Source organism: Xanthomonas sp. BRIP62411 (assembly GCF_003993525.1).
GTDB classification, from domain to species: domain Bacteria; phylum Pseudomonadota; class Gammaproteobacteria; order Xanthomonadales; family Xanthomonadaceae; genus Xanthomonas; species Xanthomonas euroxanthea.
Map to the genome: position 1 here is coordinate 85,948 of NZ_QEZI01000008.1, position 17,006 is coordinate 102,953.

Annotated in this window: 13 protein-coding genes and 1 pseudogene; 4 read left to right on the top strand and 10 right to left on the bottom strand. The window is 66.2% G+C overall.

The window, feature by feature from the left end; translation table 11 throughout:
* Nucleotides 1–183: 183 nt before the first annotated feature.
* Nucleotides 184–888 carry an HAD family hydrolase gene (locus EO139_RS04675; RefSeq protein WP_164739728.1) on the bottom strand — a complete coding sequence of 235 codons (705 nt, stop codon included), beginning with the start codon at nucleotides 886–888 and terminating at the stop codon, nucleotides 184–186.
* A gap of 241 nt (nucleotides 889–1,129) precedes the next feature.
* Between EO139_RS04675 and EO139_RS04680 the strand changes: the two genes are divergently transcribed.
* Complete coding sequence (locus EO139_RS04680; RefSeq protein WP_164739169.1) at nucleotides 1,130–1,894, top strand: ankyrin repeat domain-containing protein; 765 nt, start codon at nucleotides 1,130–1,132, stop codon at nucleotides 1,892–1,894.
* 36 nt (nucleotides 1,895–1,930) lie between these two features.
* Nucleotides 1,931–3,103 carry an XVIPCD domain-containing protein gene (locus EO139_RS04685; RefSeq protein ID WP_126969536.1) on the top strand — a complete coding sequence of 391 codons (1,173 nt, stop codon included), beginning with the start codon at nucleotides 1,931–1,933 and terminating at the stop codon, nucleotides 3,101–3,103.
* Between the two features lie 175 nt (nucleotides 3,104–3,278).
* Here the strand turns inward: EO139_RS04685 and EO139_RS04690 are convergent, their stop codons facing one another.
* The 8 genes and pseudogenes from EO139_RS04690 to EO139_RS04725 all read right to left on the bottom strand — a co-directional run bounded on the left by EO139_RS04690 (nucleotide 3,279) and on the right by EO139_RS04725 (nucleotide 13,113).
* Entirely contained in the window at nucleotides 3,279–4,529 is a 1,251-nt protein-coding gene (locus EO139_RS04690) for a DUF819 family protein (RefSeq protein ID WP_119131221.1), read from the bottom strand.
* A 218-nt stretch (nucleotides 4,530–4,747) separates the two neighbouring features.
* Nucleotides 4,748–4,963 (bottom strand): hypothetical protein, encoded by a 216-nt coding sequence (locus EO139_RS04695; protein WP_104583112.1) that lies wholly within the window; start codon nucleotides 4,961–4,963, stop codon nucleotides 4,748–4,750.
* A 513-nt stretch (nucleotides 4,964–5,476) separates the two neighbouring features.
* Complete coding sequence (locus EO139_RS04700) at nucleotides 5,477–6,085, bottom strand: nucleotidyltransferase family protein (RefSeq protein WP_126969538.1); 609 nt, start codon at nucleotides 6,083–6,085, stop codon at nucleotides 5,477–5,479.
* A 592-nt stretch (nucleotides 6,086–6,677) separates the two neighbouring features.
* Complete coding sequence (locus EO139_RS04705; protein WP_164739729.1) at nucleotides 6,678–7,691, bottom strand: XdhC family protein; 1,014 nt, start codon at nucleotides 7,689–7,691, stop codon at nucleotides 6,678–6,680.
* Nucleotides 7,688–9,895: an aldehyde oxidoreductase molybdenum-binding subunit PaoC gene (paoC, locus tag EO139_RS04710; protein WP_126969540.1), complete on the bottom strand. Its 2,208-nt coding sequence runs from the start codon at nucleotides 9,893–9,895 to the stop codon at nucleotides 7,688–7,690. The genes EO139_RS04705 and paoC overlap by 4 nt, the downstream gene beginning before the upstream one ends.
* Before the next feature lies 1 nt (nucleotide 9,896).
* Entirely contained in the window at nucleotides 9,897–10,847 is a 951-nt protein-coding gene (locus EO139_RS04715) for a xanthine dehydrogenase family protein subunit M (protein WP_039526229.1), read from the bottom strand.
* Nucleotides 10,844–11,503 (bottom strand): aldehyde dehydrogenase iron-sulfur subunit PaoA, encoded by a 660-nt coding sequence (gene paoA / locus EO139_RS04720; RefSeq protein ID WP_268980817.1) that lies wholly within the window; start codon nucleotides 11,501–11,503, stop codon nucleotides 10,844–10,846. Before paoA ends, EO139_RS04715 begins: the two co-directional genes overlap by 4 nt.
* A 600-nt stretch (nucleotides 11,504–12,103) precedes the next feature.
* A pseudogene (locus EO139_RS04725) lies at nucleotides 12,104–13,113 on the bottom strand (NAD(P)-dependent alcohol dehydrogenase).
* Between the two features lie 295 nt (nucleotides 13,114–13,408).
* On the opposite strand from EO139_RS04725, the gene EO139_RS04730 reads away from it, so the two are divergent.
* Entirely contained in the window at nucleotides 13,409–14,893 is a 1,485-nt protein-coding gene (locus tag EO139_RS04730) for a sensor domain-containing diguanylate cyclase (protein WP_104583105.1), read from the top strand.
* A 296-nt stretch (nucleotides 14,894–15,189) separates the two neighbouring features.
* Here the strand turns inward: EO139_RS04730 and EO139_RS04735 are convergent, their stop codons facing one another.
* Nucleotides 15,190–15,708 (bottom strand): single-stranded DNA-binding protein, encoded by a 519-nt coding sequence (locus EO139_RS04735; protein ID WP_104583104.1) that lies wholly within the window; start codon nucleotides 15,706–15,708, stop codon nucleotides 15,190–15,192.
* A gap of 275 nt (nucleotides 15,709–15,983) precedes the next feature.
* Here EO139_RS04735 and EO139_RS04740 point away from each other — a divergent pair, with 275 nt between their 5' ends.
* Nucleotides 15,984–16,982, top strand: coding sequence for a polyprenyl synthetase family protein (locus tag EO139_RS04740; RefSeq protein ID WP_115677625.1), 999 nt, complete (start codon nucleotides 15,984–15,986; stop codon nucleotides 16,980–16,982).
* Nucleotides 16,983–17,006 lie beyond the last annotated feature (24 nt).

Here is a 17,006-nt window from a genome sequence, read left to right on the forward strand (position 1 = left end):
GACTCACCGAGCTGTTGACCTGGACTTTGACCTGAGCGTTTGACTGCACTCAAACCACGCTATGGCTCGACAGCTCTGTTATCACAAGTCGATTGCACGATCTGGCCGACTGCGGTTGAAGAACGAGCTGGCTGCAACTTCGCCGCCATCGACACCGCATTCAACATCTCTTGTCAGCAGCGCTCAGCCAGCGCGTTTTTGCGTGAGCCGCTCGAACAACGCCGGTAAATCGCGCATATCGTCGAACACCGCCAGCACGCCAAGCCGACGCAAGGTGTCGGCATGCCCCTGCGGGATATGGCTGGCCCCGGTAAAACCCAGCACCTGCATGCCGGCCGCCAATGCGGCAGTCGCACCGGTGGGGCTGTCTTCGATCACCAGGCAGCGCTCCGGCGCAACGCCCAGGGTGCGTGCAGCCAGTAGATAGACATCCGGCGCCGGCTTGGGACGCTCCACCATATCGGCAGCGAAGACATGCCCCGCCGCACGTGCGGTGAGCCCCACCCGTTCGACCGAGGCGATCACATTGTGGCGGCGGCTGTTGGAGGCCACCGCCAGCGGCAACGGTATCTGTTCCAATGCGTCGCGCACGCCGGCGATCGGCTGCACCTCGGCCTTGATCAAGGCTTCGCTACGCGCCTGGATCTGGGCCAGCAAGGTCTCCGGCAGCTGCACGGCGAAGTGTTCCTGTACGCGCAGCAATACCTCACGCGTGGTCTGCCCGAACGTTGTCCCGAGCAAATGCTCCAACGCCTCGGCCGGCACGAAGGCCGCCAGCGCCTCGCGCATCACCCGGTCGGCCAGTATCTCGCTGTCGACAAGCACGCCATCGCAGTCGCTGATCAGTAATTCGTAGACCATTGCACCCATCTGTTCGCAAAGCACCATTATGCCGGCCGCGTTGTGACCGTTGGCTGTTGTAGATTGCATCCGCGTGTGATGCCCATCCTGGTGCATCGGCACCATGCAGACACCACCCCGGCGAGCGGCCTCAACGGCCGACACCCAGGCGCCGGCGCATGTCACGAAATCTTACCGCGCGTCGTTTGGGCAGCTGGTAGGATCGGCCCGGCTGCGGAAGGACACACCGCAGTGCCACCAGGAATGCGATCAGGAGAAGGAGATTTCGATGCAACCGCGATTCCCCACCCTGCTCGTTCTTGCGACCTCGTTTTTCGCGGTCTCATGCACCGCCTCGCCCGGTGCCAAGGAGCAAACCACCATGTCAGCTACGCTGCACGATCACACCGTCGCCTTCCGCGACCCCGGCCTGAGCGATATCGCCAACGCCATTGCGCACGGTGACGTCGCCCGAATCGGCGCACTCGCACCGACAGTCGACCTCGCCGCACACGGCGATCAGAACGTCACCCTGCTCGAGTGGGCGATCTGGAATGAACAACCCCGCGCCCTGGCCGCATTGCTCGATGCAGGCGCAGACCCGTCGTTGCCGGGCATGGACCAGGAAACGGTCGTGCACATGGCCGCCATGGCGCAGGACGCGGAGTACCTGAAGATCCTGCTGCAGCACAAGGCGCCGATCGACGTGGTCAGCGCGCGCGCCGGCTGGACACCGTTGTTCCGCGCCGTGCAGAGCAAGCGCGATGCGCAGATCGCGCTGTTGATCGATGCCGGCGCCGATCTGCAGCGCGTCGACAACACCGGCAACAGCGTGCTGCACCTGGCCGCCCAAAGCGGCGCGGCAAGTCCGGCAGTGCTGCAATTGCTCAAGGCCGGCGTGGATCCGACGCTGCGCAACGCGCAACAGAAAACCTTCCAGGCGTATTTCTTCACCACCCCCGATCGCCTGCTCAATGCCGCTGGCCAGCAGGTCAGGGCGGACGTGCGCGCATGGTTGAGCGCCCACAACATTCCCGTGGAAAGCAGCCGCTAAGCGGGCTTTTCGCACGACGAACGCAAGGAGCCGCGCATGAGCCCGTCAGATTCCACCCACTCGTCCACGCCATTCGCAGAGTCGATGCGTGGACAGCAACCGCAGCCGGAAGACCGCCAGTTTCCGGCGGTGCTGCAAGACCTCTACGCCACTGCCTCGCAGCGACGCGAAGGCAGCGCTGAAACCTTCGCGCCCCTGCCCAATGGCTGGACGCGCATGGACGACAGCACGCTGCAGCGTGCCGGCATCGACCCCGGCCTGCTGCACGATGCCAAGAGCGGTTTCGATGCCGCGTTCTACCGCAACGACCAGGGCCAGGTGGTGCTCGGCTTCTGCGGCACCGACGAAGGCAAGGACTGGAAGCACAACCTCGGCCAGGGCCTGGGCTTCGACGACGCGCAGTACGCGTCCGCGATCCAGCTTGGCAGCCAGGCCAAGCAGGCGTTCGGCGACCAGGTGGTGATCTCCGGACACTCGCTCGGTGGCGGTCTGGCGGCGGCATCGGCGATGGTCAACGACATCCCCGCCGTGACCTACAACGCCGCCGGCGTCAACGACCGTACGCTGGAACGCCAGGGGCTGGATGCCTCGGCGGCCAAGGACTACGCCAGCAGCGAGTTGATCCGCGGCTACCACGTCCGCAACGAGATCCTCACCCACCTGCAGGAAGACAGCATCCCGCTGAAATGGGCGATGCCCAATGCGGCCGGCCATCAGATCGAGCTGCCGGAACCGGACCCGTTGTCGTTCGGGCAACGCCTGGTGCCGGGCATGATGCTGAAGCACCGCCTGGACCTGCACGGCATGGACTCGGTGATGAAGGCGCAGGACATGCAATCGCCCGGGCAGGCGCAAGGTACCGGCAGCCAGTTGTTCAACGATGCGGTGGTGCGGCTGGACGGCCAGCGCGAGCGCCTGGGCCTGCGCGACGACACCGCGTTTCTCAATACCGCCGCCAGCGTGGCCGCGCGTGCCAGCAGCGACGGTCTGCAGCGGATCGACCACCTGGTGCCCAACCGCGATGGCGACAGCCTGATTGCGGTGCAGGGCCGGATGGACGACCCGGCGCATCTGCGCAGCCATGTGCAGACCGCCTCGGCAGCCAGCGAGCCGGCGCACGGCAATGTCGATCAGTTGCAGCAGCACAACCAGCAGCAGTCGCAGCAGAGCACGCAGCAGGAAGCGCAGCGCCGCGGTCTTCAGCAGTAATCGTGGTCGGGCACCGGCGCTGCCGGTGCCCGACTCGATGTGGTGGTCGCCCCCGCTGGCGAAGGGTTGTCGCCTGGAGGCAGCGGGTGCATCCGGCACTGCGGCAGAGGCGTGGCAACGCCCGCGCGCGCCCGGCAACACGGTCCGACGGCGCGCCAGGCAGCGCCAGGTCCGGTCAGCCCGCGCCTGCCATCGCCCGCAGGGTGATGCCGACCAGATAGGCCAGATACGTGCCGGTGGCGTAGCCCATCGTGCCCAGCAGCACGCCGACCGGCGCCAGGGCCGGGTGGAACGCGGCGGCCACCACCGGCGCCGAGGCCGGTCCACCGATATTGGATTGCGAGCCGATCGCGAAATAAAAGAACGGCACCCGCAACAGGCGGCCCAGGCCCCATAGCAACCCGATATGCACCGCGATCCAGATCAGCCCGAGCAGGAACAGCCATGGCCGGTCCAGCAACGCCAGCAGATCCATCTGCATGCCGATACAGGCGATCAGGAAGTACAGCAGCAGCGAGCCGATCCTGGACGCGCCAGCGCCCTCCAGCGTCCGTGCGCGGGTGAAGCTCAGCAGCAGGCCGATGCTGGTCGCCAGCACCACCACCCAGACGAACGGCGTGTCCAGGCTGAACTGGCTGGACCAGCGCAGGTTGGCCTTGCACCACGCGGCCAGCGGCGAGGCCAGCGCATGCGCCAGCCCGACCCCGCCGAACGCCACCGCCACGATCACCATCAGATCGGCCAGGCTGGGAATGCGTGCGTGTTCGGCCTGGAACTGCGCCATGCGCGCCTGCAGCGCATCCAGCGCGCGGGTATCGGCTCCGCTGCGCGCATCGATGCTGCGTGCGCGCCCGGCCAGGAAGATCAGCGCCGCCATCCACACATAACCGACGCCCACATCCACCACCGCAAACTGCCCGAACGTGGTGGCGTCCACGTTGAAGACCTCGCGCATCGCCAGCATGTTGGCCCCGCCGCCGATCCAGCTGCCCGCCAGCGCGGCCATGCCGGCCCAGGTATCGCCGGCCACCGTGGCCGGATGCAGCCAGCCCATCACCCAGAACGCCACCACCGCCCCCAGCATGATGCTCAGCGATGCGCCCAGGTACATGGCGACCAGCTTGGGCCCCAGCCCCAGGATGGCGCGCAGGTCGACGCTCAAGGTGAGCAGGACCAGCGCGGCCGGCAGCAGCACGTCGCGCGCGATCGGGTTGTACAGGCGGGTATTGGCACCGTCGATCAGGCCAACGGTGTTGTAGATGCCTGGCAGCAGGTAACACAGCAGCAGCGCCGGGACGACGGCGTAGAAGCGGCGCCACGGCCCCTGCTCGCGCGAGGAGGTCCAGAACACCGCGCCCAAGGTGGCGGCGATCAGGCCGAAGACGACGATATCGTTTTGGATCAAGGCAGAACCGGCAACGTTCACTGGGGCGACACTCTCGACTGGGAGCCGCCAACGTGCGGATCCCAGCAAGAATGGCCGATCGCGTGCATCCAGTCGACTGGCCATCCTCGCAACCACGGGGTGCCTACAAAGTGGCCGGATTTACGCAACCGCAGGTTGCCGGGTGCGCGCGATCGCCCCCGCCTGCCCGGGCGGACGGTCAGCGCCGCCTTTCCCCTGCTTGCAGGGTGCCGGCCCGGTCAGCCGTAGCGACGCACCACGCGATCGCCTTCGGCGGTATGCAACACCACGCCGCTGGGCTGACCGGTGGTCAGGCAGTGCAGCTTGGCCATCAATTCGGCATTTTCCAGTGCGCCCTGCTCGCGCAGATAACGCAGCGGCGACCATTGCGGCCGGGTGACCCACCAACCGCCCTGTTCGGGATGAATACGGACAACATAGCGGGACTCGTCCATCAGGGCCTCCGGCCGGTAGATGCAGCGATCGAACGATTGAGGTGGGCAGCGCGGGGAGGCGCAGCGCACCGGCGCTGGGGGTGCCATGGTCCTGCCGGGGATGCCGGCGCGCCCTTACTCAAGGGGCCGCGGGAGAGTGGCCAGGGGCCCCGCGTCCGGCATAGCAAGAATGCTTCTTCGCTTATGCCAATACCGTCGGGCGGACACTGGCATGAAGGTAGGAAAATTCCTACGTGACACCGATCAGGGCGGGCGTTAGATTCGCGCTCGAGCGGCGAACCGACGTCGCAAGTGGCCGTCAACGGGCGCAGACGGCGCGAGGGAATTGGTCGCTCGTGGAAATGCCTCGGGGGAGGAGTCGCATGCATCTGCTCAGGAAGTTCGAGTTTCCGGTCAAGACCGCGATGGTGGTGGGCTATGTCCTGGTGATCAGGGAAGCGATCGTGCTGTGGTCCTGATGCAGCTCTGCCGCCAGGCTGCCGGATAGCGCGCAGCTGCACCCGTCACGGTGTCTCAATCCGCATCCACCCAGCCACGCTGTTGCGCTGCGAGCAGATCGGCGGGCGTGTCCACGTCCAGCGCAAGCGCCGGGGCGCTGACGCAGCCCAAGGTCTGCACGTCCAGGCCGGCGAACAAGCCACGCAGGCCGCTGTCGCCCTGCAGCGGCACGTCGGCCCAGGCCGCGTGCGTGACCACTGCGGGAATGCCGCGCACACCGGCATACCCGCTGGTGGAGCACCCAGAGGCGGCACGGTCGGCCTCTTCGAGCAAGGCGCGCAGATGCGGCGCATCCAGCGCGGGCTGATCGCACCCCAGGATCAGGCTGCGCCGCAGCGAGGTATCGTCCTGCACATGCTGGCGCAGCGCCGCCAGGCTGGAGCCCATGCCGGCGGCCCAGTCGGCGTGGCGCAACACCTCCACCTGCAGTCCCTGCAGGACATCGCTCAGCGCGTCGGCATCGGCGCCCAGCACCACCACGCAGCGGCGTGGCGCCGTCTGCAACGCGATGCGTGCAAAACGCCGCAACAACGGTTCACCGTCGCGCAGCAACAATTGTTTGGAACGCCCCAGCCGGCGTCCTGCACCTGCGGCGAGCAGCAGCGCGACGTGATCGCTGCTCATGCGTCAACTGCCATCGCACGAGGCGAACGATGGCGCGATGCCGGCGGCATTGGAGACCAGTCAAAACCGGCATCGCGCAAAGTCGCGGATAAAGGGCCGGCAATGACGGGCGGCGGCAATCGAGCTGCGTCGCAAGCGACGTCGTCATCGTGATCACGTAGTTCGGTCATGGCGACGTGGCGTGGTTTTGGAGATGCGCCAGCGTAGAGATTCAACTGTGCGCGCGGAGTGACTAAATGCAGCGCAGTCTCCGGCTCGCGCTGGATGGCGCCCCCTGCACCCGACCAATGGCGTGGCGGGCATTGCATTGCGATGTCAGCTCGACGATTGGGGAGACAAGGCCACGGCAGCGCTACGATAAACATCGCAGTGCGTAAGTGTCAGCGCGGGATAAGGCAGTTAATCGCGGCCGCGAGGAGCATGCAGTAAATACATACCCAAGGGCCTATCAACCATCAGCTTTCCACGGCGCCGCACCGCAGCAGAAAACCTCGGCTACGAGCAACAGACCAACGCGATGGCCCACCGCAGATCGAAATCAATGCAAATACGCGATTGCGCCTTGCTGCCCGCTCGCCTGACCGCAACAGCCTCAGCCGGCCAGCGCGGCGGCCTGCCCATCGGCCACCGCCTGGATGGCTTCGGCAATGATGCCCAATGCAATCGTGTGCGGTGAGGAGTGCCCCATGCGCCAGCCCGCCGGCAGCCGCAATCTGGCCAGGGCCGTATCGTCATACCCGAGCGCACGCAGTGCCTGCAGGCGTGCCTCACGCTTCTGGCGACTGCCCAGGATGCCGATGCAGGCGACCCCGGAGGCAAGTCCACGACAGGCGACCTGCAGATCGCTGTCGCCATCGTGCGCAAGGCTGTACAGCGCGGTGTCCGCATCCAGATGCAGATCTTGCAAAGCCTCGCCCAAGGCACGGCGATCGTAGTGGTCCGCAGCCAGTCCGGGCGGCGGTTCGCCGGGACCATGCGGCCGCAGCACGCGCACTTCGATGCCCATCTGGCTGGCGAGTGACACCAGCACCAGCAGCGCAGGATCGGCACCGACCAGCACCAGCCGCAGCGGGGGGCGATGGGTGCGCAGGAATTCGTCGGGACGCAGATCCTGCGTGCTCGCCGGGTAACGGACTGCACCGGTGGTCCGATCCAGCGCGACATGAAACGGGCGACGATGCTGGCGCGCATTGCGCCAGCGTGCCAGATGCTCGCCAAGATCCGGTACCGGCCAGACCAGCACGCCGATACGGCCGCCGCAACTGAGCTGGATATCCAGCACCTGGCTGCCTTCGCCGTAGTCCAGCCAGCGCGGGGTGCCGTCGCGCAAGGCGGCGATGGCTTCGTGCGCCACTGCCGCCTCCACGCACCCGCCCGAGACGTAGCCGGCCACCCGCCCATCGGCACTGATGGCCATCTCGCTTCCCAACGGGCGCGGCGAGGAGCCTTGCACGTCGATCAGCGTGGCGATGGCCACGCGCTGGCCCGCCCGATGCCAGGCGCTGAGCGTCGGCAACAGGTCATCGTGCAACGCGTAGCTTGGCCATGCCGGCCACGCCGGCTCGGCCGGCACCGCGTGCGTGACCGGGGCCACCATCGCACTCACGCGCGCAACAGCTCGGGCAGATGCGGAAGCAGCTTGTCCAGCGTGACCGGGTACTCGCGGACGCGCACGCCGGTGGCGTTGTAGACCGCATTGGCGATTGCTGCGGCCACGCCGCAGATGCCCAGCTCGCCGACACCCTTGGCCTTCATCGGCGACGACATCGGGTCGCTCTCTTCGAGAAAGATCACTTCCTGGTGCGGGATGTCTGCATGCACCGGCACTTCGTAACCGGCCAGATCGTGATTGACGAAAAAGCCCAGCCGCTTGTCGACCGCCAGCTCTTCCATCAGGGCCGCGCCCGCGCCCATCGTCATGCCGCCGATGACCTGGCTACGTGCAGACTTGGGATTGAGGATGCGTCCAGCCGCACACACCGCGAGCATGCGGCGGATGCGCACCTCGGCAGTGGCGATATCCACGCCGACTTCGACGAAGTGCGCGCCAAAGGTCGACAGCTGATGCGTCTTGGAGAGGTCGCCGAACTCGATCTTGTCCTCCACCACCAAGGCGCCATTGGCGGCCGCATCGCCCAGCGCGATGCGCTTGCCGCCGGCACGCACATGGCTGTCGGCAAATTCGGCCTTGGCCGGGTCCAGCCCCAGCTGCTTGGCGACGGCCTCGCGCAGCTTCACCGCTGCGGCGTAGACACCGGCGGTGGCGCTGTTCGCACCCCACTGCCCACCGGAACCGGCCGAGGCAGGAAAACTGGAATCGCCCAGCCGCACATCCACCCAGTCCAGCGGCACGCCCATCATTTCTGCGGCGGTCTGCGCAATGATGGTGTAGGAGCCGGTGCCGATATCGGTCATGTCGGTTTCCACCACCACGCGACCGCCTTGCTCCAGGCGCATGCGCGCGCCGGAGGTCATCACCGGCGCATTGCGGAACGCTGCCGCCACGCCCATGCCGACCAACCAGCGCCCATCGCGGTTGCTGGCCGGCTTGGCCTTGCGCTTGGACCAGTCGAAACGCTTTGCGCCATCTTCCAGGCACTTGACCAACTGACGCTGCGAGAACGGGCGCTGCGGGTTTTCCGGATCCACCTGGGTATCGTTGACGATCCGGAACTTGACCGGATCCATGTCCAGCTTCTCGGCCATTTCGTCCATGGCCACTTCCAGCGCCATCAACCCCGGCGCTTCGCCAGGCGCACGCATCGCATTGCCTTCGGGCAGATCGAGCACGGCCAGGCGTGTGGCAATCAGGCGGTTGGCACCGGCATACAGCAACTGCGTCTGCGCGGCCGCAATCTCGGGCCCGCCCTCGGGCAGGTCGCCGGACCAGCTCTCATGCGCAATCGCGGTGATCTTGCCATCGCGCTGTGCGCCGATACGGATACGCTGCACGGTGGCCGGGCGGTGCGTGGTGTTGTTGAAGATCAGCGGCCGCGGCAACATCACCTTGACCGGGCGTCCGACCTGGCGTGCGGCCAGCGAGGCCAGCACCGCATCGGCACGCAGGAAGAGCTTGCCGCCGAAGCCGCCACCGATATACGGCGACATCAGACGCACGTTTTCGCGCGGAATACCGAGCGTCCTGGCCAGATCGCCCGTGCTCCAGTCGATCATCTGATTGGAGGTCCACACGCTGAGCTTGTCGCCTTCCCACATGGCGATCGATGCGTGCGGCTCCATCATCGCGTGCGAATGGTCCGGCGTGGTGTATTCGGCATCCAGTTGCACCGGGGCTGCCGCGAAGGCGCTATCGAAATTGCCGACTGCGCTGTTCGGCGCCCCGCCCTCCTTGGTGACCTTGGCGCCATCGCGTGCCTTCTCCAGATCGTAGGCACCGACATGGCGGCCGTAGTCGACCTTGATCAGCTGGCCTGCGGCGCGTGCCTGCTCGAAGGTCTCGGCCACCACCACCGCAATGGCCTGGTGGTAATGCTGGATCTCCGGGCCGCCCAGCAACTTGGCGGTGTTGTATTTGCCTTTCTGCAGCTTGCCTGCATTCTGCGCGGTGACGATGCCGAGCACGCCCGGCGCATTGCGCGCAGCGCTCAGATCGATGCTGCGGATGCTGCCCTTGGAGATACCGGCACCGACGACATGGCCGTAGGCGGCACGTCCAGGCAGGTCGTGATGCTCGTAGGCATACGGCGCCTGCCCGGTGGTCTTGAGCGGACCGTCGATACGGTCGACCGGCTTGCCGACGACCTTGAGCTGGTCGATGGGGTTGGTACTGGCGGGAGTGTCGAATTTCATGTCAGGCCCTCGTGTCGGCCAGGATCGCGGTCAAGGTGCGCTCAACCAGCGGCAGCTTGAAGGCATTGTGTTCAGTGGGTTGTGCGCCATCGAGCAGCACGGAAGCAATCGCACGCGCGCCCTGGCGCGACTGCGCTTCGGCCGCCTCGCTGCGCCACGGCTTGTGGGCGACACCGCCGACGCCGACACGCACGCTGCCATCGCGTTGCACGACCGCCGCAACCGACACCAGGGCGAATGCGTACGAGGCGCGGTCGCGCACCTTGCGGTAGACATGCGTGCCGCCGAGCGGCTTGGGCAGGCTTACCGCGGTGATCAGTTCGCCGCGTTCCAGGACGGTTTCCAGGTGCGGCGTCTTGCCGGGCGCACGATAGAACTCGGACAGTGGCACCGCACGCGTCTGTCCATCCGGGCGCACGGTCTCGACAACCGCATCGAGGACGCGCATCGCAATGGCCATATCGCTGGGATGGGTGGCGATGCATTCCTCGCTCACGCCGATCACCGCCAACTGCCGGTTGAAGCCGCCGATGGCCGCGCACCCGCTGCCCGGCAGGCGCTTGTTGCACGGCTGATTGGTGTCGTAGAAATACGGGCAACGCGTACGTTGCAACAGGTTGCCCGCCGTGGTGGCGCGGTTGCGCAACTGCCCCGAGGCACCTGCCAGCAACGCACGTGACAGCACTGCGTAATCGCGACGCACGCGGGCGTCGGCTGCCAGATCGGTATTGCGCACCAGCGCACCGATGCGCAGGCCGCCGTCCGGCGTTTCCTCGATGGTGTCCAGGCTCAGCCCGTTGACGTCGATCAGGTGCGAGGGCGTTTCGATCTGCAGCTTCATCAGATCGAGCAGATTGGTGCCGCCTGCGATGAATTTGGCACCCGGCTGACGCGCCGCCTTGGCCGCTGCATCGGCGGGCGAGGTCGCGCGCTCGTAGCTAAACGCCTTCATGCGCGCTCTCCGGCAACTTCGTTGATCGCATCGACGATGTTGGAATACGCGCCGCAGCGGCAGATGTTGCCACTCATCCGCTCCTGCAATTCCGGCGTGGTGAGCCGGGTCTTGCCGGTGAGATCTTCGGTGACGTGGCTGGGAATGCCGCGCTTGACCTCGTCCAGCACCGCCACTGCCGAACAGATCTGCCCGGGCGTGCAATAGCCGCACTGGTATCCATCGTGCTTGACGAAGGCCGCCTGCATCGGATGCAGCTTGTCCGGCGTGCCAAGGCCTTCGATGGTGGTGATCTTGCCGCCCTGGTGCATCACCGCCAGCGACAGGCAGGAATTCATCCGCTGCCCATCGACGATCACGGTGCAGGCACCACATTGGCCGTGGTCGCAGCCTTTCTTGGTGCCGGTCAGCTGCAGGTGTTCGCGCAGGGCATCCAGCAAGGTGGTGCGATTGTCCAGGGTCAGCGTCACCGGCTTGCCGTTGACTTCGAACGCAACCTGGCTCGATGCATTGGCAGGCTCGACTGCCTGCCGCTGCGACATCGCAGAGGCGGCAGTTGCAGCCATCGATTGGGTTGCGGCAACGCTGGCTGCCGACGCCGTGCCAGCGATCAGTACCTCGCGACGGGTCATCTTGATATCTCTCATGGCTGGCATCTCCAACAATGCTGGCTTATACAGTTCTTAAATAATGTGCAGCGCGGCCGGTCACAATCGCGTGAGCATGCAGCGCGTGTGTGCGGGGGTGAATCGGCGGTATGCCTTGATTCTAGAGCCGCTGCAGGCAGGCATTGGCGGCATGGACGGCATGTGCCTATGAAACGCGCTCATCATTGTTGGCATGCGGTGCGCGCCGGCCTGCGCATCGATCAAGGCGCACCGACAGCGCGCGTGTGTGTGGACAGCGGGTTGCAGCGCTTGCGGTGATGCAAGATGTTTTCTCGACATGCTGGAAGGGATGCCCGCATCCCTGCCAGCTGCGTGGGCGACGACGATCAGAGCCTCTACGCGACGCGCGCTCCGTCATTTTCCGCTTCATCATGAGCGTCAGGCGCAGCCGGGCGCACTGTGTAGAGAACATCCAGGTAGAGAACATCCGGATGCGAACGATCAACTGCAGCGGCAACCCGCGCGTCGCGCGCAGTTGCCAGGCGCGCATGGACAGCGTGCAGGCCCTGGCGTCTCGGCGTGGTACATGCCGACTCGGCGCAGCGGCCGCGCCCGCCCGGTGGCAAGCGCGGCAGTCTGCAACTGCTCCTAGAACTCCAGCACGATCTTTCCAAGGTGGCCGCCTGCCTGCTGCAACGCAAACGCGTCGGCGATCTCGTCCAGCGCGAAGGCGCGATCGATCACCGGCCGCAGCGGCAAGGCGTCCAGCGCACGCACCAGTTGCTGCTGATGCGTGCGGCTGCCGACCACCAGCCCTTGCAGGCGCTGCTGCCGGACCATCATTTCCGCGGTCGGCACCGGACCGGCGGCACCGGTCAACACGCCGATCAAGGCGATATGCCCGCCCACCCGTCCAGCACGGATCGATTGCGCCAACGTGCCCGGCCCACCGACCTCGACCACGTGATCCACGCCGCGTCCGTTGGTGATCTCCCGCACCTGCGCCGACCACTCGGCATGCTGCCGGTAGTTGATCACGTGGTCTGCACCCAGCGCGCGCGCCTTGGCCAGCTTTTCGTCGGACGACGATGTCGCAATGACGGTGGCGCCCATCGCCTTGGCAAACTGCAATGCAAAGATCGACACACCGCCGGTACCGAGCACCAGCACGCTATCGCCGGCCTTGAGTCCGCCATTGACTACCAGAGCACGCCATGCCGTGACGCCGGCCGTGGTCAAGGTGGCCGCTTCGGCATGGCTGTAGCCGGCCGGCGCATGCGTGAACGCGTGCGCAGCGGCCAAGACTGCGGAACGCGCATACCCGTCCACGCCATCGCCAGGCGTGGTGGCAAAACCGGCACGTAGCGGCTCGCCATCCAGCCAGTCGGGAAAGAAGGTGGATTTACCACATGGTCGCCGACGGAGAACTCATCCACCTCCGGCCCGACGGCCTCGACCACACCGGCGCCGTCGGACATGGGGATGCGGCCATCAGCGGTCGGTGCCTGCCCCGACACCACGCCAAGGTCGTGGAAATTCAGCGAGCTTGCGTGCAGCCGCACTCTGATCTGACCGCGTGCCGGCTGCCCGGGGTCTGGCAGCGCAACGGCATGTAATGCGTTCAAACCTGCAGGATGAGCTAAACGAATGGCGCGCATACGGCACTCCCTGTTGTGATCGGCGTTCGGGATAACACGCCGGGCGTTAGCCGCATGCAGTCGAGCTGGCTTTTGGCGCTGCTGTCGGCTGCCGTGTTTCGTCGCATCGTCGAGCACGGTGACAACAGCAGGCTGGACAGCGGCGCGGTTGCACGCCAGGTGAGCGTTCCCGCAGCGCATGAGGCATCAATCACAGATCTGCATTGCACGCCGCGGCGCGAGCGATTCCACGCGGCGCCAACAGCTAGGCTGGCATGGCAATTGCAACCTCCTGCTGTCCAGACAGGTACCTTCCGTGACATCGACCAGCAAGCGACGGCGGCAACGTGCACAACGCATCGCGTTGCACTTTGTGCTGAGCATTTCGTGCCTGCTGCTGCTTGGTTCGGAGTACTGGTCCATCCATGACGAGCGCACCAGCGCGCTGCATGCCGCCGAAGCGCAGTCGTTGAATCTCGCCAATTCGCTGGCGCAGCATGCCAGCGACACCATGACCATCGCCGATGCCGTGCTGTCCGGGTTGGTGTCGCGGGTGGAGCACGACCAGGGCTCGGCCAGTGCGCGACTGGTCATGCATGACTTTCTGGTACATGAGGCGCGTCGCTCGGACCGGTTGCACGGCATCTTCATCTATGCGGCCGATGGCACCTGGATGAGTTCGTCACTGAGCAGCACGCCCAGGACACACAACAACGCCGATCGCGCCTATTTCAAATATCACCGCGACCATCGCGACGCCCTGTCGCTGGTCGGGCCGCCGGTCCAGAGCCGCTCCGATGGTAGCTGGGTGCTCACGTTGAGCCGGCGCCTCAACACGCCCGGCGGCGAATTTGCAGGCGTTGTCCTGGTCACGCTGCAACTGAAGTATTTCCAGAACTACTACAGTAGCTTCGAGGTCGGCCCGAACGGCACCATCGGCATGACCAATGACGATGGCATCGTGCTGGTGCGCCGGCCCGACAAGCCGGGCGTGATCGGCACCTCGATCGCCGGCACCTCGATCTACGTCACCATGCGCGCACGCAGGCACGGCACTGCGACCTATCGTTCGCCGATCGACGGCGTGGAGCGTATTTCCAGTTTCGCGCCGGCGCAGGCATATCCACTGACCGTCTTGACCGGCGTCTCGGTCGATGACGCATTGGCCAATTGGCGCCAATCCGCGCGCCAGCGGATCATGATCGCCACCTTGGGATGCGTGCTGCTGCTGGGCGTGGGCATCTGGCTGGATCTGCAATTGCGCCGCATGCACCGCAACGAGGAAAAGCTCAGCTCCGAAGCCTGGATAGATGCGCTCACCGGCATTGCCAACCGGCGTGCATTCGATCACCGGCTCTCGCGCGCCTTGCAGCAGGCGGTGCATCGACAAGCGCCATTGTCGGTACTGATGATCGATGTCGATCATTTCAAGCTCTATAACGACACCTACGGCCATGTAAATGGCGACGCCTGCCTGCGCCTGATCGCGGGCGCAATCGCCGGCTGCTCACGGCGCAGCGAAGACATTGCCGCGCGTTACGGCGGCGAAGAGTTCGGCATGATCCTGCCGCAGACAGATGCTGCCGGCGCGTTGCGACTGGCCGATGCCATCCGCAGCGCCGTCGCCGCGCTCGGCCTGATGCACATGTCCAGCCCGACCAGCGCGCACGTCACCGTCAGCGTCGGCGCAGCGACGTTCGAACCGGGCGAAGTGCCACTCAGCCCGGATGCCTTCGTGCATGACGCCGATTCGGCGCTGTATCGCGCCAAGCAGAATGGCCGGAATCGCACATCGGCCTAGTGCAGCGGACAGCACCACTGCGCTACGCCGGGTGGGCGCGTCTCGCGCCCGAATCGGCAGGTGCCAGGCGCACACACCCCTGCTGCGCGGCGCTTGCACCCGCCTGGCGATTGCTTGCGAGGGGGTGCCAGCCATGCCTGGTCGAGACTGGTCAGCGGCGCCGTCGTACCGGCCAGGTCAGCCTGCGCGTGCAGCCGCTTTGGAACCACCGGTGTGCAGCGATGCCGCCAATGGCCAGCACGCAGAAGGCCCGCACAAGGCGGGCCTTCCGGAATGACAAACAGGCTGGCTGCCGATCAGAACGGGATATCGTCGTCGGCAAAATCGTCCATCGGTGGTGCCGACTGCTGCTGGGCCGGCTGCTGACGACGCGGGGCATAGTCCTGACCGCCGCCCTGACCACCGCCGCCTTGCTGCTGGCGCGGCGCCTGGCTGCGCTGCGGGCGATCGCCGCCCATGCCACCACCACCACCGCCTTCGCCACGGCCGCCCAGCATCTGCATCTCGTTGGCGACGATGTCGGTGCTGTACTTCTCCACGCCGTCCTGGCCGGTGTACTTGTCGTAGCGCAGCTCGCCTTCGACGTACACCTGCGAACCCTTGCGCAGGTACTCGCCGGCGATCTCGCCCAGCTTGCCGAAGAACACCACGCGGTGCCACTCGGTGCGCTCCTGGTTGTTGCCCTCGCGGTCCTTGCGCATGCTGGTGGTGGCCAGACTCACGCGCGTGATCGCCATGCCGGCCTGGGTGTACTTGGTGTCGGGATCGTTGCCGAGGTTGCCGACGAGGATGACTTTGTTGATGCCGCGGGCCATAGATGCTTCCGAGATGGTGCGCCGGCGCCGATGGGGCGCGGCGGTGAATGTCTTGGCGCCAATGTTACCGCACCTGCCCTGCCCCGGTGCCTGTAGGTCCCCGCAGCGCCGGGCCGGGGAATGCCGCGCCGGCAGGTCGGAATCCGGGCACTCCCGAACCTGTCCGGCGCTGACGCTGCAAGGGTTTGCGGCTGCCGTGAAGACCTCCGGACACGGCCGACGGGACGGATCTGGCCCAGACACCTATAATCGGCGCACATCACGAACGCCTGCGCATGACCATCGCCGAAGACCTCCCCACCGTCCTGGGCCTGCCCCAGATCCAGTCCCTCGCCGCGCCCGACATGGCCGCGGTCGACGCGCTGATCCGCCGCCGCCTGGCCTCGGACGTCGTGCTGATCAACCAGATCGCCGATCACATCATCTCCGCCGGCGGCAAGCGCCTGCGTCCGATGCTGGTGATGCTGGCCGGTCACGCCGCTGGCGGCTCCGGCCCGGAGCACCACCAGTTGGCGGCGATCATCGAGTTCATCCACACCTCCACCTTGTTGCATGACGACGTGGTGGACGAATCGGACCTGCGCCGCGGGCGCAGCACCGCCAATGCGCTGTGGGGCAATGCACCCAGCGTGCTGGTCGGCGACTTCCTGTATTCGCGCAGCTTCCAGTTGATGGTGGAGCTGGATCGCATGGAAGTCATGCAGATCCTGGCCGACACCACCAACCGCATTGCCGAGGGCGAGGTGCTGCAGCTGCTGCACGTGCACAACCCCGACACCGACGAAGCCGCCTACCTGCGCGTGATCGAGCGCAAGACCGCGGTGCTGTTCGCCGCCGGCACCCGCCTGGGCGCGCTGGCCTCGGGCGCGGACGCGCAGGTGCAGCAGCGCCTGTACGACTACGGCATGCAGTTGGGCTTTGCCTTCCAGATTGCCGATGACGTACTCGACTACGCTGCCGACGCAGCCGACCTGGGCAAGAACCTGGGCGACGACCTGGCCGAAGGCAAGGCGACCCTGCCGCTGATCCACGCCATGGCGCACTCGGATGCGGGCACCCGGGAGCGGCTGCGCCAGATCGTCGAACAAGGCGATGCAGCCGCGATGCCGGAAGTATTGGCCGCCATCCACGCCACCGGCGGACTGGACTACAGCCGCCAGCGCGCCGCCGAATACGCAGCCGCCGCCGAACAGGCGCTGGACACCCTGCCTGCCAGCCCGGCGGTCGCCGCATTGCGCGGCCTGGCTCGCTACGCGGTGCAACGCACGCACTGATCCGGGGCTGGACGCCCCGGACGG

Excerpts from the sequence above, each read along its gene's own strand:
- EO139_RS04675 (WP_164739728.1), bottom strand. The coding sequence starts at position 888 with ATGGTGCTTTGCGAACAGATGGGTGCAATGGTCTACGAATTACTGATC.
- EO139_RS04680 (WP_164739169.1), top strand. The coding sequence starts at position 1,130 with ATGCAACCGCGATTCCCCACCCTGCTCGTTCTTGCGACCTCGTTTTTC.
- EO139_RS04685 (WP_126969536.1), top strand. The coding sequence starts at position 1,931 with ATGAGCCCGTCAGATTCCACCCACTCGTCCACGCCATTCGCAGAGTCG.
- EO139_RS04695 (WP_104583112.1), bottom strand. The coding sequence starts at position 4,963 with ATGGACGAGTCCCGCTATGTTGTCCGTATTCATCCCGAACAGGGCGGT.
- EO139_RS04700 (WP_126969538.1), bottom strand. The coding sequence starts at position 6,085 with ATGAGCAGCGATCACGTCGCGCTGCTGCTCGCCGCAGGTGCAGGACGC.
- paoC (WP_126969540.1), bottom strand. The coding sequence starts at position 9,895 with ATGAAATTCGACACTCCCGCCAGTACCAACCCCATCGACCAGCTCAAG.
- EO139_RS04715 (WP_039526229.1), bottom strand. The coding sequence starts at position 10,847 with ATGAAGGCGTTTAGCTACGAGCGCGCGACCTCGCCCGCCGATGCAGCG.
- paoA (WP_268980817.1), bottom strand. The coding sequence starts at position 11,503 with ATGCCAGCCATGAGAGATATCAAGATGACCCGTCGCGAGGTACTGATC.
- EO139_RS04735 (WP_104583104.1), bottom strand. The coding sequence starts at position 15,708 with ATGGCCCGCGGCATCAACAAAGTCATCCTCGTCGGCAACCTCGGCAAC.
- EO139_RS04740 (WP_115677625.1), top strand. The coding sequence starts at position 15,984 with ATGACCATCGCCGAAGACCTCCCCACCGTCCTGGGCCTGCCCCAGATC.